The sequence below is a fragment of the Umezawaea endophytica genome, from assembly GCF_025061645.1.
Taxonomy (GTDB): domain Bacteria; phylum Actinomycetota; class Actinomycetes; order Mycobacteriales; family Pseudonocardiaceae; genus Umezawaea; species Umezawaea endophytica.
This window is the reverse complement of the sequence record NZ_JANYMP010000018.1, coordinates 120,800-141,746: the sequence shown is the minus strand read 5'-3', so window position 1 is coordinate 141,746 and position 20,947 is coordinate 120,800. Positions and strand designations below refer to the sequence as shown.

The 20,947-nt window shown below is 71.9% G+C and carries 21 protein-coding genes; 5 read left to right on the top strand and 16 right to left on the bottom strand.

Annotated elements, in window-relative coordinates:
- Positions 1-551: 551 nt before the first annotated feature.
- From whiA to NZH93_RS31930, 6 genes are all read right to left on the bottom strand, one after another.
- A complete protein-coding gene (gene whiA / locus NZH93_RS31955; protein ID WP_259626981.1) occupies positions 552-1,538 on the bottom strand; it encodes a DNA-binding protein WhiA in 987 nt (328 codons plus the stop codon).
- A complete protein-coding gene (locus NZH93_RS31950) occupies positions 1,529-2,599 on the bottom strand; it encodes a gluconeogenesis factor YvcK family protein (protein ID WP_259626980.1) in 1,071 nt (356 codons plus the stop codon). Before NZH93_RS31950 ends, whiA begins: the two co-directional genes overlap by 10 nt.
- Positions 2,596-3,453 (bottom strand): RNase adapter RapZ, encoded by an 858-nt coding sequence (rapZ, locus tag NZH93_RS31945; RefSeq protein WP_372506937.1) that lies wholly within the window; start codon positions 3,451-3,453, stop codon positions 2,596-2,598. The genes NZH93_RS31950 and rapZ overlap by 4 nt, the downstream gene beginning before the upstream one ends.
- A 26-nt stretch (positions 3,454-3,479) precedes the next feature.
- Positions 3,480-5,438, bottom strand: coding sequence for an excinuclease ABC subunit UvrC (gene uvrC, locus NZH93_RS31940; protein ID WP_259626978.1), 1,959 nt, complete (start codon positions 5,436-5,438; stop codon positions 3,480-3,482).
- Positions 5,439-5,496: 58 nt separating this feature from the next.
- Positions 5,497-5,943, bottom strand: coding sequence for a Rieske (2Fe-2S) protein (locus tag NZH93_RS31935; protein ID WP_259626977.1), 447 nt, complete (start codon positions 5,941-5,943; stop codon positions 5,497-5,499).
- A gap of 131 nt (positions 5,944-6,074) precedes the next feature.
- The gene (locus tag NZH93_RS31930) at positions 6,075-6,473 is read right to left on the bottom strand and encodes a Rieske (2Fe-2S) protein (RefSeq protein WP_259626976.1); all 399 of its coding nucleotides are present in this window, start codon (positions 6,471-6,473) and stop codon (positions 6,075-6,077) included.
- Between the two features lie 158 nt (positions 6,474-6,631).
- Between NZH93_RS31930 and NZH93_RS31925 the strand changes: the two genes are divergently transcribed.
- Complete coding sequence (locus tag NZH93_RS31925; protein ID WP_259626975.1) at positions 6,632-6,865, top strand: hypothetical protein; 234 nt, start codon at positions 6,632-6,634, stop codon at positions 6,863-6,865.
- Positions 6,866-7,059: 194 nt separating this feature from the next.
- On the opposite strand, the gene NZH93_RS31920 is transcribed toward NZH93_RS31925, so the two are convergent.
- On the bottom strand, positions 7,060-7,554 hold the full coding sequence (locus NZH93_RS31920; protein ID WP_259626974.1) for a hypothetical protein: 495 nt from the start codon (positions 7,552-7,554) through the stop codon (positions 7,060-7,062).
- A gap of 408 nt (positions 7,555-7,962) precedes the next feature.
- Between NZH93_RS31920 and NZH93_RS50130 the strand changes: the two genes are divergently transcribed.
- A complete protein-coding gene (locus NZH93_RS50130; protein ID WP_308214257.1) occupies positions 7,963-9,396 on the top strand; it encodes a helix-turn-helix domain-containing protein in 1,434 nt (477 codons plus the stop codon).
- Positions 9,396-9,878 (top strand): hypothetical protein, encoded by a 483-nt coding sequence (locus NZH93_RS31910; RefSeq protein WP_259626973.1) that lies wholly within the window; start codon positions 9,396-9,398, stop codon positions 9,876-9,878. The genes NZH93_RS50130 and NZH93_RS31910 overlap by 1 nt, the downstream gene beginning before the upstream one ends.
- On the opposite strand, the gene NZH93_RS31905 is transcribed toward NZH93_RS31910, so the two are convergent.
- Entirely contained in the window at positions 9,875-10,471 is a 597-nt protein-coding gene (locus NZH93_RS31905) for a TetR/AcrR family transcriptional regulator (protein ID WP_259626972.1), read from the bottom strand. The genes NZH93_RS31910 and NZH93_RS31905 overlap by 4 nt on opposite strands.
- On the bottom strand, positions 10,468-11,808 hold the full coding sequence (gene paaK, locus NZH93_RS31900; protein ID WP_259626971.1) for a phenylacetate--CoA ligase PaaK: 1,341 nt from the start codon (positions 11,806-11,808) through the stop codon (positions 10,468-10,470). Before paaK ends, NZH93_RS31905 begins: the two co-directional genes overlap by 4 nt.
- 120 nt (positions 11,809-11,928) lie before the next feature.
- Here paaK and NZH93_RS31895 point away from each other — a divergent pair, with 120 nt between their 5' ends.
- Entirely contained in the window at positions 11,929-12,888 is a 960-nt protein-coding gene (locus NZH93_RS31895; protein WP_259626970.1) for a helix-turn-helix transcriptional regulator, read from the top strand.
- Between the two features lie 67 nt (positions 12,889-12,955).
- Positions 12,956-13,819 (top strand): DMT family transporter, encoded by an 864-nt coding sequence (locus tag NZH93_RS31890; RefSeq protein ID WP_259626969.1) that lies wholly within the window; start codon positions 12,956-12,958, stop codon positions 13,817-13,819.
- Positions 13,820-13,874: 55 nt separating this feature from the next.
- Here the strand turns inward: NZH93_RS31890 and NZH93_RS31885 are convergent, their stop codons facing one another.
- From NZH93_RS31885 to rpe, 7 genes are all read right to left on the bottom strand, one after another.
- Positions 13,875-16,247: a hypothetical protein gene (locus NZH93_RS31885; protein WP_259626968.1), complete on the bottom strand. Its 2,373-nt coding sequence runs from the start codon at positions 16,245-16,247 to the stop codon at positions 13,875-13,877.
- A gap of 82 nt (positions 16,248-16,329) precedes the next feature.
- Positions 16,330-16,779: a PH domain-containing protein gene (locus NZH93_RS31880; protein WP_259626967.1), complete on the bottom strand. Its 450-nt coding sequence runs from the start codon at positions 16,777-16,779 to the stop codon at positions 16,330-16,332.
- On the bottom strand, positions 16,776-17,264 hold the full coding sequence (gene ribH / locus NZH93_RS31875) for a 6,7-dimethyl-8-ribityllumazine synthase (protein ID WP_259626966.1): 489 nt from the start codon (positions 17,262-17,264) through the stop codon (positions 16,776-16,778). The genes NZH93_RS31880 and ribH overlap by 4 nt, the downstream gene beginning before the upstream one ends.
- Positions 17,265-17,283: 19 nt before the next feature.
- Positions 17,284-18,549, bottom strand: coding sequence for a bifunctional 3,4-dihydroxy-2-butanone-4-phosphate synthase/GTP cyclohydrolase II (locus NZH93_RS31870; RefSeq protein ID WP_259626965.1), 1,266 nt, complete (start codon positions 18,547-18,549; stop codon positions 17,284-17,286).
- On the bottom strand, positions 18,546-19,187 hold the full coding sequence (locus NZH93_RS31865; protein WP_259626964.1) for a riboflavin synthase: 642 nt from the start codon (positions 19,185-19,187) through the stop codon (positions 18,546-18,548). The genes NZH93_RS31870 and NZH93_RS31865 overlap by 4 nt, the downstream gene beginning before the upstream one ends.
- 9 nt (positions 19,188-19,196) lie before the next feature.
- Positions 19,197-20,204 (bottom strand): bifunctional diaminohydroxyphosphoribosylaminopyrimidine deaminase/5-amino-6-(5-phosphoribosylamino)uracil reductase RibD, encoded by a 1,008-nt coding sequence (gene ribD, locus NZH93_RS31860; protein ID WP_259626963.1) that lies wholly within the window; start codon positions 20,202-20,204, stop codon positions 19,197-19,199.
- Positions 20,204-20,863 carry a ribulose-phosphate 3-epimerase gene (gene rpe / locus NZH93_RS31855; RefSeq protein ID WP_259627042.1) on the bottom strand — a complete coding sequence of 220 codons (660 nt, stop codon included), beginning with the start codon at positions 20,861-20,863 and terminating at the stop codon, positions 20,204-20,206. The genes ribD and rpe overlap by 1 nt, the downstream gene beginning before the upstream one ends.
- Positions 20,864-20,947 lie beyond the last annotated feature (84 nt).

Here is a 20,947-nt window from a genome sequence, read left to right as displayed (position 1 = left end):
ATGGTGGATTTTGGGGCGAGTGTCTGTTCCAGCCGGGGAACCAGGGCGGCTGGCGGTTCGGGGGTGGTCGGCAGGGCGACTGGCGGTTCCGGCGCATTCGGCAGGCTCGGTGCCGGTTCCAGCGTGGTGTGGCCGATTTGACTTGGGGCCCCTAGATTCGACCCTTCGCCGGGCACTAAAGGGCAGAAGGTGAAGCCCCGCCCGGCGCAAGTTTAAGGGTCGAATCCCCCAAGTAAAATCGGCCACGGTTCTAGGGCCGCGCATGCCATTCCCGTAGTGGGCCACCACCACAGTTTTGCTTTTGCATTTCTGCCGACCACTGCGGAACGTTTAGGCCGCACGCAACGTGGCCGATTTTACTTGGGGTTTTTGGCGCTAAACTCAGTCGGGCGGCAAGCTCTCCACCTGCCGTTTTGGCCCGACTAGCGCCAAAAGAGGGGCCCCAAGTCAAATCGGCCACCTCCCGGCCGGAACCCGCCGCAGTGCCCGACCCCGCTGGAACCCACGCGATCCCAACCAAGCCGAAGCCACGCCCAAACCCGCACCTACACCTACACCTCAGCCTCAAGCATGTCCGCCGTAACAGCCGACTCCGTATCCTCCATACCCAAATCCTTCGCCCGCTTGTCAGCCATGGCCAACAAACGCCGTATGCGCCCGGCAACAGCGTCCTTCGTCATCTGGGGCTCGGACAACTGCCCCAACTCCTCCAACGAAGCCTGCCGGTGCGCCAACCTCAACGCCCCAGCCGCGGCCAGGTGATCCGGGGCCTCGGCCCCCAGGATCTCCAACGCCCTCTGCACCCGAGCAGCAGCGGCGACAGCCGCGCGAGCCGAGCGCCGCAGGTTCGCGTCGTCGAAGTTCGCCAACCGGTTGGCCGTGGCCCGGACCTCGCGCCGCATCCGGCGCTCTTCCCAGGCCAGCACGCTGTCGTGCGCACCCAGCCGGGTCAGCATCGCGCCGATCGCGTCCCCGTCGCGGATGACGACCCGCTCAGCGCCCCGCACCTCACGGGACTTCGACGCGATCCCCATCCGCCGAGCGGCCCCCACCAGTGCCAGAGCCGCTTCAGGCCCTGGGCAGGTGATCTCCAGCGAAGAAGACCGACCGGGCTCCGTCAACGAGCCGTGAGCCAGGAACGCCCCGCGCCAAGCCGCCTCGGCGTCGCAGACCCCGCCGGACACCACCGGAGCGGGCAGCCCGCGGACCGGGCGCCCGCGTGGGTCCAGGAGGCCGGTTTGGCGGGCCAGCCCCTCCCCGTCCTTCACGACCCGGACCACGTACCGGGTCCCCTTGCGCAACCCGCTGGAGGTGATCGTGAAGACCTCCGACTGGTGCCCGTACAGCTCGTGGATCTCGCGACGCAGCCGACGCGCCGTGGACCCGAGGTCAACCTCTGCTTCCACGACCACTCGACCCGCCACGATGTGCAGGCCTCCGGCGAACCGCAGCAGCGAGGACACCTCGGCACGGCGGCAGCAGGTCTTCGAGACGGCGAGCCTGCTCAGCTCGTCCTTGACCGCCGAGGTCATCGCCATGATTCCTCGCCTCCCCTGTGCTGACTACTCCTGTGGAGCGTTGTACTGGACGCCTGACCGGCGCTTTCACCTGGGCCACCCAACGCGCGGCGGAGACTGGCGGCCAACGCGACGGGGTCGTGGCGTTCCGGTTCGCCCTGTTCCGCGATGGGCGAGAGGTGGGCCGCAGCGCCCAGAGCAGCGGCGGCGCGGCGAAGGCGGTCCGGAACGGGCACCGAGTCGACGTCCGCGATGACGGCGTCGACCTTCAAATCCGGCGCGTGCTGCCACAGGACGTCGAGGTGCAGCTCCGGCGAGAAGCCTTCGGTTTCGCCCGGTTGGGGGACGAGGTTCAGCACCACGACCCGCTTCGCCGTGGTCGCTTCGAGCGCTTCGCGTAGTTCCGGCACGAGCAGGTGCGGCAGCACGCTGGTGAACCAGGAGCCCGGTCCGAGCAGCACGACGTCCGCGCCGAGCACCGCCTCGACGGCCTGCGGGCACCCCCGCGCCCGCTCACCGCCGGGGCCGCGCAGCCTGATCCGCTCGACCCGGCCGGGGGTCGTGGCGACGGCGACCTGCCCGCGGATGCGCCGCACCTGCGCCGCGTCCTCGTCCAGCCCCATCACGTCCGCCTCGATCTGCAACGGCTGCACGCTCATCGGCAGCACCCGCCCGCGAACGCCGAGGAGCTTGCACGCCTCGTCCAGCACGGCGACCGGGTCGCCCAACTGCTCCAACAACCCGGCGAGCACCAAATTCCCGACCGCGTGGCCCGCCAACGCCCCCGTACCGCCGAAGCGGTGGCCGAACAGGCTGGTCCAGAGCTTGCTGGACTCGTCGGAGCCCGCCAGCGCGGCCATGGCCTTGCGCAGGTCGCCGGGCGGCAGCAGGCCGAGTTCACGGCGCAGCCGACCGGACGACCCGCCGTCGTCCGCGACGGTGACCACGGCGGTCACGTCGTGGGTGAGCAGGCGGAGCGCGGTGAGCGTCGCGTGGAGGCCGTGGCCACCGCCCAACGCCACCGCCCTGAGACCCCCGAGGCCGCTCCGCCCGGTGATCGGCTCCGCCGACGGGTCCGTCACTCGCGACCCAGGTCCCGGTGGACCACCTTCACGGCCATGCCGTCCTCGGTGGCCAGCCGCGAGGCCAGCTCCTCCGAGATCGCGACGCTGCGGTGCTTGCCGCCCGTGCAGCCGACGGCGAGCGTCAGGTACCGCTTGCCCTCACGCCGGTAGCCCGCGCCGATCAGCCGCAGCAGCTCGTGGTAGCGGTCGAGGAACTCCTCGGCCCCCTCCTGGCTGAGCACGTAGTTGCGGACCTCGCCGTCGAGACCGGTCTGCTCGCGCAGCTCCGGGATCCAGAACGGGTTCGGCAGGAACCGGACGTCCATGACCAGGTCGGAGTCCATCGGCAGGCCGTACTTGTAGCCGAACGACAGCACCGTCACGCGGGTGCGGGTCGCCGACTCGGTGCCGAACGTGTCCTCGATCTTGGCGCGCAACTGGTGGATGGACAGCGCCGAAGTATCGAGCACCAGGTCCGCTTCCTCGCGCAGCGGCGTCAGCAGGATCCGCTCGGACTCGATGCCGTCCGCGAGCCGCCCGTCCCCCTGCATCGGGTGGCCTCGCCGGACCGCCTCGAACCGGCGGATCAGCACGTCGTCGGTCGCCTCCAGGAACAGCACCTTCGGCTTGTAGCCGCGGGCGTCGAGGTCCTTGATGATGGCGGCCAGGTCCTCGGTGAACGCGCGGCTGCGCACGTCCATCACGACCGCGACCCTGGTGATCGCGCCGCGCGCCTGCGCGCCCAGCTCGACCATGGTCGCGATCAGCTCGGGCGGCAGGTTGTCGACCACGAACCAGCCGAGGTCCTCCAAGCACTTCGCGGCCGTGCTCCGCCCTGCCCCCGACAGGCCGGTCACGACCGCGACTTCGATGCCGGACTTCTCGCCGGCGGGTGCACTCACGATGACTCCCCTTCGGTACTCGCCGCGCCGCTCCCCGTCGTCAGGGACGCGTGCACGGCTTCCGCGGTGCGCCTGCCCACGCCGGGCACACCGCTGATCTCGTCGATGCTCGCCTCGCGAAGCTTTTTGAGCGAGCCGAAGTGCTTGAGGAGAGCGGCCTTGCGGGTCTGCCCGAGGCCGGGCACCTCGTCCAGCTCGGACGTGGTCATCCGCTTGGACCGCTTCTGCCGGTGGTAGGCGATGGCGAACCGGTGCGCCTCGTCGCGCACGCGTTGCAGCAGGTAGAGGGCTTCGCTGGCGCGGGGCAGGATCACCGGGTCGACCTCGCCGGGCACCCACACCTCCTCCAGCCGCTTGGCCAGGCCGACGACGGCCACGTCGGTGATGCCCAGTTCGGCCAGCACGTCCGACGCGGCCTGCGCCTGGGGGCCCGCGCCGTCGACCACGAGCAGGTTCGGCGCGTAGGAGAACCGGCGGGGCTTGCCCGTCTCGGGGTCGATGCCGGGCACCTGGCCGGGGACGTCGTTTGCCGTCTCCTTCAGGTACGCCTGGAACCGGCGCCGCACGACCTCCGCGATCGAGGCCACGTCGCCCTCGTCGGCGGCTTCGCGGATCGCGAAGCGCCGGTACTCGGACTTGCGCGCCAGCCCGTCCTCGAACACCACGAGGGAGGCGACGACGTCCGTGCCCTGGACGTGGCTGATGTCCGTGCACTCGATGCGCAGCGGGGCCGTGTCGAGCCCCAGCAGCTCCTGGAGTTCCTGGAGCGCCGCCGACCGGGCCGTCAGGTCGCCCGCGCGCTTGAGCTTGTGCAACTGGAACTGCTCGACCGCGTTGCGCGCGACCGTCTCCATCAGCGCCCGCTTGTCGCCCCGCTGCGGCACCCTGATCTGCACCTTGCTGCCGCGCAGGTCGGTGAGCCAGCGCTCCAGCACCTCGGCGTCCGCGGGCAGTTCCGGCACGAGCACCTCGCGCGGCACCGCCATCGCGACCACGCCGGTCGATTCGGCGCCCTCGACCTGCTCGCCGTAGAACTGGGTGACGAACTGGTCGACGAGCCCGACGACGTCGACCTCCTCGACCTTGTCGACGACCCACCCGCGCTGGCCGCGCACCCGGCCGCCGCGCACGTGGAAGACCTGGACGGAGGCCTCCAGCTCGTCCTGCGCGAACGCCACCACGTCCGCGTCCGTGCCGTCGCCGAGCACCACGGCCTGCTTCTCCAGCGCCCGGCGCAGCGCGCCGAGGTCGTCGCGCAGGCGGGCGGCGCGCTCGAACTCCAACTCCTCGGAGGCGGCCAGCATCTCCTTCTCCACGCGGCGCACCATCGCGTCGGTCCTGCCTGCGAGGAAGTCGCAGAAGTCGTCGACGATGTCGCGGTGCTCGTCCGCGCTGACCCGGCCGACGCACGGGGCGGAGCACTTGTCGATGTACCCCAGCAGGCAGGGGCGGCCCATCTGGTTGTGCCGCTTGAACACGCCCGCCGAGCAGGTGCGCGCGGGGAACACCCGCAGCAGCAGGTCCAGCGTCTCGCGGATCGCCCACGCGTGCGCGTACGGACCGAAGTAGCGGACGCCCTTGCGGCGCGGGCCGCGGTAGACGTAGAGCCGGGGGAACCGCTCGTGCAGGGTGACCGCGAGGACCGGGTAGGACTTGTCGTCCCGGTACCGGACGTTGAACCTCGGGTCGAACTCCTTGATCCAGTTGTACTCCAACTGGAGGGCCTCGACCTCGGTGCTGACGATCGTCCACTCGACACTGGCGGCGGTGGTCACCATCTGCCGGGTGCGGTCGTGCAGGCCCGCGAGGTCGGCGAAGTACGAGTTCAGCCGGGAGCGGAGGCTTTTTGCCTTGCCCACGTACACCACACGGCCGCCGGCGTCGCGGAACTTGTAGACGCCGGGAGCTTCCGGGATGGTGCCGGGCGAGGGGCGGTAGGTCGACGGGTCGGCCACGGGACAAGCCTACGTGCGGCCACCGACAGTTCTGCGCGTGGCCGACCCATCGGCGCCCTCAGGCCATGACCACCTGGTCGCCGCTGACCTTCACCGGCACCTCGGTGAGCCCCTTCGTCGACGGCCCCTTCTTGAGGGACCCGTCCGAGGCACCGAACTGGCTGCCGTGGTTCGGGCAGGTGATGATCCCGCCCTTTGGCGGGCTGACCGTCGTCCCGGCGTGCGGGCAGGCGGCGCCGAACGCCTTGACGACGTCACCGGTCCGGGTGAGCACCAGCGGCTTGCCGCCGGACTCGACGATCAAGCCGCCGCCGTCCGGCACGTCCGCCAGCGCCGCCAGGCCCGCCGCGCCCGCGTTGCCGGGGGTGCTGCCGCCGGTGTTGCCCGCGCCGGTGGTGCCGCCGCCCGTGCTCGGGTTGGTGGTCGTCGTGCTGCACGCGGCGAGACCGCCGGGCACGACCATCGCGACCGCGAGCCCGCACAGCATGGACCGGCGGGAAGTCAATGGGCCTGCGTTCTCGGCTAGGGAAGTCAAACCGATCCTCCGCGTAGTGGTGGGTGGTGGTTCGGGCTACACCCGACAATTACGCGTTTGGTGGATCAAGGGTTCAGTGAGACGGCAGATTCAGCAGGTCTTCAGGCTAGGACGACGTCCGTTCGGACGACTTCCACGGCGACCTCGACCAGCCCTCCGGGTGCTGGACCAGTGAGGACGGCACCGGTGGCGGGGTCGAAGCCGCTCTTGTGCGTCGGGCAGGTGATCTCGCCCGCCGTGGGCGGGTTGACCGTCGTGCCCTGGTGCGGGCAGGCCGGGTTGAACGCCTTCACGGTGCCCGCCTCCGGCCGGGTGAGCAGGAGCTGACCGCCGCCGGGGGTGTCGACGAGTACCCCGCCGCCGACCGGGACGTCGGCCACGGCCGCGAGGCGGTCGCCGGGCTTGGCGGTGCCGGGACCGGGGGTCTTCCTGGCCGTGGAGGTGGCGCAGCCCGCGACGGGGAGCGCCGCCAGCCCGCACAGGAGGGTTCGGCGGTTCACCCGGCCCAGTCTGCCCGGACCGGGTGACGCGGGTCCCTCGGACCGGTGCGACACGGGATTGGGGTGGTCCAGATCGACGACGGGAAGACGACCTACGACCTGAGCGGCCGGGCGGACACCGTCCTCCAGGCGGGCGGCATCGACTCCGTCTCGGTCAGGTGCTCCTGGTCCACGGCCTGACGGCGAAGCGGCATTGCGAGTTCAAGATCGAGACGACCGTCAACGCGGGCGTCGGCGCCGCGGAGGTCGAGCAGGTGGTCGATGACCGGGGGAAGCCGTTCGAGGTGACCGCGCTCGCCGAGTACTCCGAGCACGGCCGGGTGTACGTCGGCGGGGTCGTGTCCCCGGACGGCAGGTTCGTCGAGGTCGATCCGCGGACCTGCGACCGTTGATCAGGCCGGGCACCTGGTCGCGGAGGTGACCGTGGCCAGGTGCGTCGCGCTTCGGCCCACTGCCCCACCGCGGCGGTCCTGCCGCGGTGGCGTGTGGTCCCGTCCCCCGCACTCGATCCCCGAGAATGGGCGGGACGGGCACCCGACTCCGATGGCGGGTGTTCCGACGTGGGCGCCGGGGCGCCCACCGGAAATCAGCGGTCGTTCGCCGCGGCGCTGCGCGCGAGCGCCAGCACCGCCGTGAACGGCGGGAACCAGTGCCTGCTGTGCGACGGCGGGTTGGCCCAGCGGAGCGAGCCGTAGCGGGTCATGGTCGGCGGGAGCGCGATCCGCTGCGGCGACCGGACGAACTGCACCTCGGGCGGGGCCTTGAGGTGGGTCGGCAGCAGGGCGACCAGCTCGGCCAGGAAGATCCAGTGCTCGCGCGGGCCGGGGATGACGGTGACCGGACCCGCCAGCATGCGGGCCTTGAGGTCGGCCAGCACCCTGGACCCGATCCTGGCGGGCATGGCGAGCGCGGTGGTCGAGGGACCGAGGGGCAGGAAGACGCCCTGCTCGGTGACGGAGACCCGCCACCCGAGGAGCCGGTACCCGGCGATCGCCTCGCCCAATAACTGCTCGTGGACGCGGCTGTGCGGCACTCCCGGTCGCTTGGCGGTCTCGGCGGTGGTTGCGGCGGTGATGCTCATGGGTGGTCGTCCTCCCTGGTCGGGTGGTCGCACTCCGGCGCTTGCTGTCGTCCTCCGGCACGGGGATCAGGCCCGTTGACGGTGATGGGAGCAGGGTGCTGGTCCGGGGAGGCGGACACCACACGCCCGGCGGGTGCGCCTCATGCACCGGATGCATCACCGGCATCCACCACTCGGCGTCACTGAACAACTTTCCCGACCTCAACCGCGACTTATGCACGAAATGCATGGACTCCTGATCACCGCGGCATACACTTGTGTGCACGCTCAGTGACGGGAGCGAAGGCCATGGCACAGATAAGCCCAAGGGCATCCAGTTCCAGGCGCGCATGCCCGTGCGGGGCGTTGATCGCCGCCGACAACACGGATCGGCTCTGCCACCGGTGCAGGCGCAACGCGCGAGCCGACGTGTTCGGGCCACCCGAGCAGCCCTCCGAGTTCTGGGACCAACCGGCCATGGCCGGTGCGCTGACCGCGCGGGACATGGGCGCGGTCCTCGCCGCGTACCGCCACCACCCGCAGCACGTCAGCCGGGTCACCCAGGACCGCATGGCCTCCTGGCTGGGCATCAGCCAGGCACAACTGTCCCGGTACGAGAGCGGTGAGAACCCGATCGACCGGATGGACCGCCTGCGCCACTTCGCGCAGACGCTGGGCATTCCCGGCGACCGGTTGTGGTTCGACCGGTCCGGCATCCAGAGCCAGGCGGGACCGGAAACGGTAACCCCGCCCGATGTGCTCGGCGCGGCGTGGGACGCGTCCAGCATTGCCCGATCGGTCGAGGAGACGGCGAGGAACGACTTGGCGATCAGCAGACGAGCGGCGCTCGCGGGGGCGGCCGCTGTGGCAGTGGGTCCCGCACTGGTCGAACCGCTTCAGCGGTGGCTACATCCGTTGCAGACCATGTCCAGGTGGTCGTCGAGTTCGGCGATCAGCGAGGAGGAGTTGGCGGCGCTGCAGCGCGTCGCGGACGGGCTGCGCGGCTGGGGCGGGAGGGGCGGGTTCGGTTTGGCCCGCAAGGCGGTGCTCGGCCAGCTCGACGAACTGGCCGAGAGGCTGTCGCGCGCGCCGGCGGGCCCGACGACGGAACGGGCCTTCTTCATCGGCGCGGAGCTGTCGAAGGTGGCGGCGAGCATGTCGTGGGACGCGGGGCTGCACGACGCGGCCCAGCGCTACTACGTGCTCGGTGTCCGCATGGCGAAGGCGGGCCGCAACGACCCGTTCGCCGCGCTCTGCCTGGCCGCGATGGCCAGGCAGATGTTCGACCTCGGGCGTCCCGAGGACGGGCTGGAGCTGGTGCAGCTCGCCCAGTACGGCACCCGGCGAACGGCGACGCCGACCCTCCAGGCGCTGTTGGCGACCAGGGAGGCGTGGGCGTACGCCCAGATGGGTCAGGTGCGGGAGTTCGACCGGGTGGTCGGGGTCGCGCAGGACAGCTTCGCGCAGCGCGAGGCCGAGGCGGAGCCGTGGTGGCTGCACAGCTTCGACGAAGCGGAATTGGAGGGCGTGATCGGCGCTCGGACGAGGGACCTGGCGGGGCACGACCCGCGCCAGGCGCCGTCGGCGGAGCTGCACATCCGGCGGGCGCTGGACCTGCGGGACCCGTCACGGGTGCGCAACCGGGCGTTCGACGTGATCGGGCTGGCCCGCACGAAGATGGTCGCGGGTGAGCCGGAGGAGGCGTGCGACCTGATCGGCGACGTCCTGCCGACGGTGGAGCGGCTCTCGTCTGGTCGGGTGCTGCGCAAGCTCCAGGACTTCTCGAAGGAGTCGGAGAGGCACCGGGACCTGCCCGGTGTCCGGGACGCGCGCGACGCCATCCGCGCCATGCGGACGGCCTGATGCGGGTCGGCATCACCGGGCACACGAATCTGGTGCCGGAGTGCGTGGACGCCGTGCACAAGGCGATCCGCGAGATCCTCGTCGAGGAAACGGCGGGCAGGTCATCCCTCATCGGGGTGACCTGCTTGGCCCCCGGCGCGGACCAGCTCTTCGCGCGCGTGGTCCTGGAACTGGGCGGCAAGGTCGAGGTCGTGCTGCCCGCGATGGACTACCGCGCCAAGCTCAAGCCGGAACGGGTGGCCGCGTACGACGAGCTGATCGCGAAGGCGGACATCGTCAGCGTCCTGCCGTTCATGCTGTCCGGGCGGCAGGCGTACGTGGCGGCGAACGAGCGGATGCTCGCCAGCGTCGAGCTGCTGGTGGCGGTGTGGGACGGCCAGCCCGCGGGAGGCAAGGGCGGCACCGGCGACGTGGTCGAACACGCCCGCGCGTCCGGGGTGCCGGTGGTCGTGGTGTGGCCGGGGACGGCGCGGCGGGCCTAGCGCACGCGCAGGCCGGTGAACGCGGTCGCGGCGACGGCGTCGGCCAGGTCGGCGGCGCGGACGTCGCCGTCCGGCCGGTACCACTCGACGAGCGAGTTGACCATGCCGAACAGCAGGCGGGCGGCGGTGGCGGGGTCGATGTCGGCCCGCAGGTCGCCGTCCTCGACGGCACCGGCGACCAGTGCCGCGACGAGGCCGTCGAACTCGCGGCGGCGGGCGAGGGCGGCGCGTTCGGCGGGGGTGTTGCCGCGCACGCGCAGCAGCAGCGTGACGAACGGCAGCCGGTCGACCAGCAGCAGGACGCTGCCGCGCACCAGGTGCTCCAGGCGTTCCAGCGCCCCGCCGTCGTGCTCCTCGACCTCGGCAGCCAGCGCGAACAGGCCGTCCAGCGCCCGGTCGAGCGCCAGTCGGAGCAGGTCGTCGCGGCTCCGGACGTGGTGGTAGATGGCGGACTTGGAGATGCCGAGCCGCCGGGACAGGTCGTCCATGCTGGTGCCGTCGTAGCCGCGTTCGTTGAACAGGCCGACGGCGACGCGCAGCAGCGACTCCAGGTCGTAGCCGGGCCTGCCGCGGCGGGCGGCGGCGGCCGTCACGAGCGCTGGTCGATCACGCGGCGCATCTTGCCCGCCGAGCGCTCCAGCGTGTCCGGGTCGACGACGTCCACGTCGACGCTGACCCCGACGCCGTCCTTCACCCTGGCGCGGATCTCGTCGGCGGCGGTCCGGCGGCGGTCGGCCGTGGTGTCGGGTCGGGCCTCGACCAGGACGGTGAGGCAGTCGAGCCGGTCCGGGCGGGTCAGCAGGATCTGGAAGTGCGGGGCCACGCCGTCGACGCGGAGCACGATCTCCTCGATCTGGGTGGGGAACACGTTCACGCCCCGCAGGATGATCATGTCGTCGGTGCGGCCGGTGACCTTCTCCATCCGCCGGAACGCGGGCCGCGCGGTGCCCGGCAGCAGCTTCGTCAGGTCGCGGGTGCGGTACCGGATGATCGGCAGCGCCTCCTTGGTGAGCGAGGTGAACAGCAGCTCGCCGTCCTCGCCGTCGGGCCTGGACTCCCCCGTGTCCGGGTCGATCACCTCGGGCAGGAAGTGGTCCTCCCACACGTGCAGCCCGTCCTTGGTCTCCGCGCACTCCTGCGCCACGCCCGGCCCCATCACCTCGGACAGGCCGTAGACGTCGACCGCGTCGAGGTCCGCGCGCTCCTCGATCTCCAGGCGCATCTGCTCGGTCCACGGCTCGGCGCCGAAGATGCCGGTCCGGAGCGAACTGGCGCGCGGGTCGAGCCCCTGGCGCTCGAACTCGTCCAGCAGCGTCAGCATGTACGAGGGGGTCACCATGATGACCTCGGGCCGGAAGTCGGTGATGATCTGCACCTGCCGGGCCGTCATGCCGCCGGAGGCGGGGATGACCGTCGCCCCCAGCTTCTCCACGCCGTAGTGCGCGCCGAGCCCGCCGGTGAACAGCCCGTACCCGTACGCGACGTGGATCTTGTGCCCCGGCCTGCCGCCCGCGGCAAAGATCGACCGCGCCATGACCGTGGCCCACGTGTCGATGTCGCGCTCGGTGTAGCCGACGACGGTGGGCTTGCCGGTGGTGCCGCTGGAGGCGTGGATGCGCCGGACGTCCTGCTGCGGCACGGCGAACATGCCGAACGGGTAGTTGTCGCGCAGGTCGTGCTTCGTGGTGGCGGGGAACTTCGCGAGGTCCGCCAGTTCGCGGCAGTCGTCGGGGTGCACGCCCGCGGCGTCGAACTTGGCGCGGTAGAAGGGGACGTTCGCGTAGGCGTGCCGCAGCGTCCACTGGAGACGGTCGAGCTGGAGGGCCCGCAGCTCGTCGACGCCGAGGCGTTCGACGGCGGTCAGGTCGTCCCGCGCGGGGGCCGCGCCGAGCCGCTTCGGCCGGGGCACGCCGCTGTGCGTGGTGGTCACGAGGTCGCCTCTCCCGCGAGATTTACCGACCGAATGGACGGTAATTAGCGGACGGGCTCCGGTCAAGGTCCGGGGCCATCGCGGACACTCGTCGTCCGCGATGGGTGCGAGACTCGTCCCATGCTGGAGACCTCGGCCCGACTGCTGCGCCTGCTGTCGCTGTTGCAGGTGCGCCGCGACTGGACGGGCGCGGACCTCGCGGGCCGCCTCGGCGTGGACGTCCGCACGGTGCGGCGCGACGTGGACAAGCTGCGCAGCCTCGGCTACCCGGTGAACGCGACCTCGGGCGTCACCGGCGGGTACCAGTTGGGCGCGGGCGCCGAACTGCCGCCGCTGCTGCTGGACGACGACGAGGCCGTCGCGGTCGCCATCGGGCTGCGCACCGCGGCCAACGGCACGGTGTCCGGCATCGGGGAGGCGTCCGTGCGGGCGCTGACGAAGCTCGACCAGGTGCTGCCGTCGAGGCTGCGGCGGCGGGTCGGCGCGCTGGCCGCGCACACGAGCACCCTGGCGCCGTTCGGGCCGACGATCGACGCGGGGACGTTGACGACCATCGCGGGCGCGACGCGCGACCACCAGGCGATCCGGTTCCGCTACCAGGCACGCGACTCGGAGGCCGCGCCGCGGCACGTCGAACCGCAGGGCATGGTGCACACCGGCAGGCGCTGGTACCTCGTCGCGTGGGACGTGGACCGCGCGGACTGGCGGACGTTCCGGCTGGACCGCATCGACGGCGAGCCGACGCTCGCGGCCCGCTTCCCGCCGCGCGAACCACCGCACGAGGACCTCGCCGTGTACATCTCGCGGCAGGTGAGCAGCGTCGCCTACCGACATCAGGCGCGGCTGGTCGTGCACGCGCCGATCGAGGTCGTGCAGGAGGAGACGTCGCCGACCTCGGTGTCGCTGGACCCCATCGACGAGCACACCTGCCTCATGACCACGGGCGCCGAACGCCTCGACGTGCTCGCCATCCACCTCGGCGTGATGGGCTTCGACTTCGACGTCCTCGACCCGCCGGAACTGCGAGAGCACCTGCGGGTGCTGGGAGAGCGGTTCATGAAGGCAGCCAGGACTGTTTAGCCTGCCTTAACGATCACCCACAAACCTTCAGTTGTGCTACCGCGTGCCACCGGGCACGGTCGGTCTCATGACCAACGCGTCGTGGGTTCGGATGGTGATGCTCGCCCTGCTCTGGGGGTCGGGGTTCCTGTGGATCAAGCTCGCACTGGCGGGCCTCACCCCCGTGCAGGTGACGGTCGTCCGCTGCGCACTCGGTGCCGCCGTCCTGCTATTCCTGGCGCGCGGGCAGCGCTTCCCGCGGGACCTGACGACCTGGCGGCACCTGCTGGTAGCGGCGTTCTTCTGCAACGCCCTCCCCTTCGCCCTCTTCGCCATCGGCGAGCAGACCGTCGACTCCGGCGTGGCGGGCGTGCTGAACGCGACCACTCCCCTGTGGGCGCTGCTGCTCACCGCGCGGCGGGGCCTCCAGCCCCGTCGGCTCGCGGGGCTGCTGACCGGCTTCACCGGCGTCCTGCTGATCTTCGCCCCGTGGCGGCAGTCCGGACTGGTGAGCTGGGGAGCCGTGGCCATCCTCGGGGCGGCGGCCAGCTACGCGGTCGCGTTCGCCTACATGGGACGGCACCTCGTCGGGACGAGCGCGCCGATGGCGGTGTCCGCGGCCCAGCTCCTGGCCGCCACCGGGCTCAGCGCGCTGGCGTTGCCGGTGAGCGGCACCGGCCCCGCGATCACGGCCGGAGCGGTGGTGGCCGTGGTGGTGCTGGGGGTGTTCGGCACCGGCGCCACGTTCTACCTGAACTTCCGGATCATCGCGGACGAGGGCGCGACCAGCGCGGCGACCGTCGGCTACCTGCTGCCCGTGGTGTCGGTGGCGCTGGGCGCGGCCGTGCTCGGCGAGGAGCTGAGCACGCGCGTCGTCCTCGGGATGGTGGTGGTGCTCGTCGGCGTCGGCCTGGCGCAGGCCCGCGTCAGAGCGGTATCCGGTGCTGGATGACCCTCTGCCGGTCGCGGAGCCGCCGAGCGCGACCGGGCGCTCGGCGGCCCGGAACTCACGCGTTCGACAGCGACCGCAGTGCCAGGGCGGCGCGTTCGAGCTGGGTGAGGACACCCGGCCGCATCTGGGCTAGCTGCCGTTCGGTCCGCGAGTCCGCGACCTCCTGGAGCAGCACCTGCATCGGCGCGGAACCGTCCGATTCGGACACCGCCAACACCTTGAAGGACGTGGCGGGCGCGAACAGGACGCGTTCGTTCACGACGCCCGCGCGCCGGTCGACGACCTCCACGCGCCTGCCGCTGAGCGACCAGACCAGGTACTCGACGCCGCCGTCGAACGACTCCTGCGGGTTGGCGTGGGTGTTGAGGATGCCGTGCTCCACCAGCACCTCGCCGGTGCGGAACCGGTTGCCCACGTTGGTCGGGGCGACGCTCCAGCAGGTGGTGATGCCCTGGTGCAGCGGCAGCCTGTTCAGCCCGGAGACGATGGCGGCCACGTACGGGCGGAGCCTGCCGAGCGTGCCCTTGCGCAGGGTCTCGACGATCATCTCCTCGTCCTGGCCGACGAACGCCGACAGCGCCGCCAGCTCGGTCACGAGGGTTTCCACGGGCACGGTGTCGACGAGCGGGCCGGAGCGCTGCGCGAGCAGCCTGCCGACGGCCGTCGCGTACGACGGGTAGCGCTCGCCGAGGATCCGGCGGACCGCGTCGCGCTCCTGGTCGGTGGTCTTGTGGTCGGCGGCGACGGACTCGCGCTCGTTGTGCAGTTCCTCGCCCCACTTGGAGTTCTTCGGCTCCCACGCGGGCGACGGCGGGGTCGGCACCGGGCCCTCGATGCGCAGCGGCACCTCGGTGTCGATCATGTCCTCGTGCCGCGCGGCCGACTCCTCGACCGACGCGAGGGCCGTGACCTGGGTCGGCACCTCGACCTGGTGCTCGACCACCGGCTCCGGGGCCGGGGCTGGCACGGGTTCGGGGACGGGCCTCGCGGTGACGACGGTGGCGGGCTCGGCGGACAGCGCGTGCGCCGGAGCGGACCGGGCGGGCTCCTCGGGCTCGGAGAACACCGGCGTCGGCTGGGTGCTCTCCTCCTCCACGGCCGTCGGCCACGGGATGTCCGTCTCGATCGCGTCGCAGAACACCAGCCGCAGCAGCTTGCGGACCTCGGGTTCGAGGCGTTCCACCAGCGCGGCGCCCGCGACGGCGACCGCGCCGGGCGTCGACCGGCCGGGGGTGCCCACGGTGAGGCGGGCCCACTCCGGGTCGACCGGCAGGGCGCGCACGTCGGCGCCACCGGCGGCGGTGGCCTCGCGGACCCACAGCCCGGACGCCACGACCTCCAGCACCACGCCGTCGCCGAGGCCGAACACACCGGGGCTCAGCTCGGCCAGGCCGGGCACGGGGTTGCGGTAGCCGGAGACCTCGTTCTCCTCCGCCAGAGCGCGCGGGACGCAGCGCATCTCGGTGACGAACGGGTGCCACGTCGGCTGGCCGCGCCGGTTGACCGCGACCACGACGGCCCCGCCGCCCTCGCGCAGGTTCGACACGGGCAGGCCGGTGTAGATGTTGATCGGCTCGCCGAGCTGCTCGGCCACGAGCTGCGCCTGCTCGGCGCCCGCCTCGATGTCGTACTGCACGAGCCGGACCCGGCGGCGGGCCGCCGACGACAGCCCGTCGAGCAGCTTGCAGACCTCCTCGGTCGGGATCGGCGGCTGGCCGGGCCCGCCGATCACGATCGTCAGCACGTTCTCGCGGCACGGCAGCGCCACGATGGCGCGCGCGTCCGCCGAGTTCGGGTCGAACGGCACGCTCTGCGCGCGCAGCCACAGGCCCGCGGGGATGGGTTCGGCGACGCCGACGTCACCGGTCGGCCACGCCGAGTTCGGGTCGACGGCCTCCCACGCGGGCACCGGGAACCGCCTGCCGAACGGAGTCGGGGACGCGCCGGGCAGGAAGCGGAGCCAACTGCCGTAGCCGGACGAGCCGGTCACGAACGCGGTGCCGGGGACCGTGGTGAGCGCGCCGTCCGGGGCGATGACCTCGGCCTGGATCTGCGACGCCAGCCACTGGGCGGGCGCTGTCGGGCGCATGCTGCCCGCGAACGACACCGCGAGCCGGATCCCGCCGCGCCCGCGCAGGGCGTTCGCGGCGGCCTGCCAGAACGTGCTCTCGCCACCCGACGGGAAGTCGATCACGACCACGGTGCGGCCCCGGTCGGCGGGCAGCGAGCGCGCGAGCGTCAGCGCCGCCTGGCTCGCGCCCTCCGGTGGCCCCACCACGAGTGTCGCTCCCGCGAAGACCACCGAGGCGTTGACCGCGGGTGCGGCGGTCGCCTGCTCTGGTTCGGGGCGTGCTTCTTGCTGCTGCTGCTCCACCGGTGCCACCTGTTCCACCACGATCTGCTGCTGCACGGCGTGTTCCGCTTGCACGGGACGTTCCGCCTGCACCGCAGAGTCCTTACGCACGGCCAGCCAACCCCTCAACCGTCCGAACACCTCCAGCTCACAACCCTCACCGTGCTGTGGCGGCCTTGTGCAACTCCCGCAGCGCCCGAACCGCGGCGACCGCGTGCTCGCGGTCGACGGCCTGGACGGCCATGACCGAGACGTACTCGTCGTCGGGCAGCTCAAGCCTCGCCCACGAAGCGCCGTCTGGGAAGCTCACGTGCAGAACGTCCTGCCACGAGTACCTGCTGGCCGTGACCACGTTCCGCACCTCGACGCCCTCGGCGTCGGCGCGCACGCGCGGCCTGCCGAGCAGCAGCACGCCACCCGCCAGGAGCACCCCCAGGCACACCATCGCGATCTGGTCGGACACCCGGAAGATCACCCCGGTCGGGGTGTCGCCGAGCAGCAGTCCGACCGCGGTGAACACCGCGACGAGCCCGACCGCGCACACCGCGGTGACCCTGCGGATGCGCTTGGGCCGGAACTCCACCGTCTTGTCCACGGCCGTGCTCACCCGGTTCCCCGTTCCGTCCGCAGACCCCGGAGCACCAGCGCGGTGTCCAGGGCGGCGGACGTCGCCTCGACGCCCTTGTCCTCGACCGAGTCCGGGAAGCCGGCACGGGCGAGCGCCTGCTCCTCGGTGTCGCAGGTGAGCACACCGTTGCCGACCGGAGTCGATTCGTCCAGGGCCACTCGCGTCAATCCCGCCGTCACGGCGTCGCACACGTATTCGAAGTGAGGGGTACCACCGCGGATGACGACGCCCAGCGCGACCACTGCGTCGTGGTCGCGGGCGAGCGCCTGCACCACGACGGGCAGCTCGACGGCGCCCGCGACCCGCACCACCGTCGGCTCCTCGACACCGGCCTTGGCGGCGGCTTCGAGCGCGCGCGCCAGCAGGTTGTCGGTGATCCTGGCGTGCCACCGGGTCGCGACGATCGCCAACCGCAGCCCCTCGCTCCGCGGGACCTCGATGTCCGGACGGCCCTCGCCGCTCATGCCCAGCCTCCAAGCTCGCTCATTCGCCGTTCTCCGCGCTCACCACGACGCCGTCGGTGCCCTGCGCCTCGTACTGTTCCAGTTGGTGCAGCTCGTGGCCCATGCGGTCGCGCTTGGTGCGCAGGTACCGCAGGTTCTCCGGGTTCGGCGAGATGGGCAGCGGCACGCGGTCGATCACGCGCAGGCCGTAGCCCTCCAGGCCGACCCGCTTGGCCGGGTTGTTCGTCAGCAGCCGCATGGACTTGATGCCCAGGTCCGCGAGGATCTGCGCGCCGGTGCCGTAGTCGCGGGCGTCGGCCGGGAGGCCCTGCTGGAGGTTGGCGTCCACGGTGTCCGCGCCCTGGTCCTGGAGCTGGTACGCCTGGAGCTTGTGCATCAGCCCGATGCCGCGCCCCTCGTGGCCGCGCATGTAGAGCACGACGCCGCGGCCCTGCGCGGAGACGGCTTCCAGCGCGGCGTCGAGCTGCGGACCGCAGTCGCACCGCAGCGAGCCGAAGATGTCACCGGTCAGGCACTCGGAGTGCACCCTGACCAGCACGTCCTCGCCGTCGCCGAGATCGCCGTTGACCAGCGCGACGTGCTCGATGCCGTCCAGCAGGCTGTCGTAGCCGACGGCGGTGAACGTGCCGTGCGCGGTCGGGATGCGGGCCTCGGCGACCCGGACCACCTGGGTCTCGTGGCTCCGGCGGTACGCGACGAGGTCGACGATCGAGATGAGCGTCAGGCCGTGCTTCTCCGCGAACACGCGCAGGTCGGGCATGCGGGCCATAGTGCCGTCGGCGTTGGCGATCTCGCAGATCGCGCCCGCCGGGTGCAGGCCCGCGAGGCGGGCCAGGTCGACGGCGGCCTCGGTGTGGCCGGGGCGGCGCAGCACGCCGCCCTCCCTGGCGCGCAGCGGGAAGACGTGGCCGGGGCGCACCACGTCGTACGCGGTCGTCGCCGGGTCGGCCAGCGTGCGGATCGTCAGCGCCCGGTCGGCGGCCGAGATGCCGGTCGTGACGCCCTCGCGGGCGTCGACGGAGACGGTGAAGGCGGTGCCCATCCGCTCGGTGTTGTGGGAGACCATCTGGCCGATCTCCAGGCGGTCGAGCGCCTCGGGCTCCATCGGCGTGCACAGCAGGCCGCGGCACTCGGTCATGACGAACGCGACGAGTTCCGGCGTGGCCATCTCGGCCGCGAACACCAGGTCGCCCTCGTTCTCGCGGTCCTCGTCGTCCACGACCACCACGGCCTTGCCGTCCGCGATGTCCTTGATCGCCTGCTCGATGTCGGAGAAGTCCTTCACGAGCGGGTCACCCCCTCTTCGGCGCTGTCCGTGGTCCCGGCGCCGCGCAGGTGCGGCAGCGTGAGGCGTTCCACGTACTTCGCGAGCACGTCCACCTCCAGGTTGACCGCGTCGCCGATCCCGCGCCTGCCGAGCGTGGTCAGCTCCAGCGTCGTGGGGATGAGGCTCACGGTGAACTCGTCGTCGGTGACGGACACGACGGTCAGCGACACGCCGTCGACCGTGATGGAGCCCTTCTCCACGACGTACCGCGCCAGCGACGCGGGCAGTCCGATGTGGACGATCTCCCAGTGCTCGGTGGTCTCGCGCGCCAGCACCGTGCCGGTGCCGTCGACGTGGCCCTGCACGATGTGCCCGCCCAGCCGCTGACCGAGTGCGGCGGCGCGCTCCAGGTTGACCCGGTCACCCGCGGCCACCTTGGCGAGGCTGCTGCGCACCAGCGTCTCGCGCATCACGTCGGCGGTGAAGCCGCCGTCGACGACGTCCACGACGGTGAGGCAGACGCCGTTGACGGCGATGGAGTCGCCGTGCTTGGCGTCGCTGGTCACCAGTGGACCGGACACGGTCAAGCGTGCCGCGTCGGGCAGATCCGCCACTTGGACGATCTCACCCAGTTCTTCGACGATCCCGGTGAACACCGTTCCTCCTCAGCCGTTCAACACCGCCGGAACGGCGGAGATCCGCACGTCCGGCCCGCACATACTGACCTCTTCGACCACCAACCCGACAGCGTCGGTGATGGTCGCCACCCCGGCGTCGCCCAGCGCCACCATTCCCGCGCCCAACAGCTTCGGCGCGGTGTACAGCAGCACCCGGTCCACCCGGCCCGCCGCGACGAACGCCCCGACGAGGGTGGGACCGCCTTCGAGGAGCACGTCGACCACGCCGCGGGCGACCAGTTCGGCGAGCACCTCGTCCGGGTCGTGCGTGCGCACGCGCACCGTCTCGGCCTCGTCGTCGAACACCTTCGCCCCCGGCGGCAGGTCGCCCTCGCCCACCACCACCCGCAACGGCTGGCGGGCCGCCGGGATTCCCCGAGCGGTCAGCCGGGGGTCGTCGGCGCGCACGGTGCCGGTGCCGACCATGATCGCATCGATCCTGGTCCGCAGCACGTGCACCTCCGCGCGCGACTCCTCGGAGCTGATCCACCGGCTGGTGCCGTCCGCCGCGGCGACCCTGCCGTCCAGCGTCGCGGCGTACTTCCACGTCACGTGCGGCCTGCCGGTGCGGGCGAAGTGCAGCCACGCGCGCAGCGGTCCGCGTTCGACCTCGGTCGCCAGCAGCCCGCCCTCGGCGTCGACACCGGCGGCCCGCAGCAGTGCGCCCCCGCCCGAGGCCTTCGGGTTCGGGTCCGACACGGCGTACCGGACGCGCGCCACGCCGGCCGCGAGCAGCGCCTCGGTGCACGGCGGCGTGCGGCCGTGGTGCGAGCACGGTTCGAGCGTCACGACGGCCGTGCCGCCGCGAGCGCGGTCACCGGCTTCGGCGAGCGCGACGACCTCCGCGTGCGGACCACCGGGCGGTCGGGTCGCGCCGACGCCGACCACCTCGCCGCGCGCGTCCAGCACCACCGCGCCGACCGGCGGGTTGGGGCTGGTCGTGCCCCGGACCAGCTCGCTGCTCGCCATCGCGAGCCGCATCGCCTCGTCGAGCATCAGGAACGCGTCGAGTTCGCGGCGGCCAGCGCGCGCAGCGCCTCCAGCGCGCGACCGGGGTCCTCGGCGTCGTAGACGGCGGAGCCCGCGACGAAGCAGTCCACACCGGCCTCGGCGGCGGCGGCGATCGTGTCGGCGTTGATGCCGCCGTCGATCTCGACGACCAGCTTCAAGTGCCCGGTGTCGACCAGCCGTCGCGCGGTGCGCACCTTGTCCAGCACCTCGGCCATGAACGACTGCCCGCCGAAACCCGGCTCGACCGACATGACCAGCAGCGTGTCGTAGTGCTTGAGCACCTCGACGTATGGCTCCAGCGGCGTGCCCGGCTTGATCGACAGCCCCGCCTTCGACCCGGCCGCGCGCAGGTTCTTGGCCAGTTGGACCGGGTCGGCCGCCGCCTCGACGTGCACGGTGACGTTGTACGCGCCCGCCTCGGCGTACCCGATGGCCCAGCGGTCCGGGTCGTCGATCATGAGGTGGCAGTCCAGCGGGATGTCCGTCGCCTTGAGCAGCGACTTCACCACCGGCAGCCCCAGCGTCAGGTTCGGCACGAAGTGCGCGTCCATCACGTCGACGTGCAGCCAGTCGGCGCCGGTGACGGCCGCGGCCTCGCGGGCGAGGTGGGCGAAGTCGGCGGACAGGATGCTGGGGGCGATCATCGGCTGGTGGACCACGGAACAGGAGTCTAGGTACCGCCGTCCCGCCGTGCGGGCCCGGACTACTCGTTTGCGCGGTAACGCCGT